Source organism: Marinobacter sp., assembly GCF_041984545.1.
GTDB lineage: Bacteria > Pseudomonadota > Gammaproteobacteria > Pseudomonadales > Oleiphilaceae > Marinobacter.
This window is the reverse complement of the sequence record NZ_JBHIXV010000097.1, coordinates 1-609: the sequence shown is the minus strand read 5'-3', so window position 1 is coordinate 609 and position 609 is coordinate 1. Positions and strand designations below refer to the sequence as shown.

General features: G+C 55.5%; 1 protein-coding gene. It reads left to right on the top strand.

What is annotated here, in order from left to right; translation table 11 throughout:
- Window positions 1–22: 22 nt before the first annotated feature.
- The coding region (locus tag ACFC20_RS17715) for an aminotransferase class I/II-fold pyridoxal phosphate-dependent enzyme (protein ID WP_375194133.1) at window positions 23–609 on the top strand (587 nt) is incomplete at its 3' end.

Here is a 609-nt window from a genome sequence, read left to right as displayed (position 1 = left end):
CTGCCTGGCCACGTCCAGCGGCATGGCCGCCATTACCACAGCCTGCATGGGCTTGTTGAATGCGGGTGATCATATTGTTGCTTCCAAGGCTTTGTTTGGTGCAACCGTGCAGTTGTTTGTGAATATCCTTTCCCGCTTCGGGATTGAAACCACATTCGTAGACGGCACCAGCATGGAAGCCTGGGAAAAGGCCATCAAGCCGAACACCAAGCTGTTTTACAGCGAAACGCCATCGAACCCGCTGACTGAAATTCTGGACATGAGGGCGTTAAGCGACCTGGCCAAAAAACACGGCATTTACAACGTGGTGGACAATTGCTTTTGCACACCCGCCCTGCAAAAGCCGGTCGACTTTGGCACGGAAATCATCATTCACTCCGCCACCAAATACCTGGATGGCCAGGGCCGTGTGTTGGGGGGTGCCATTTGCGGCCCGAAAGAGTTGCTGAAGGAAAAAATTCTGCCCGTGCTACGCACAGCAGGCCCCACGCTGTCTGCATTCAACGCCTGGGTGCTGTTCAAAGGCCTTGAAACACTGAATATTCGCATGCTGGCGCAGTCGGCGGCGGCTCTCGACATTGCCGCCTGGCTGGAAGCACACCCTGCCGT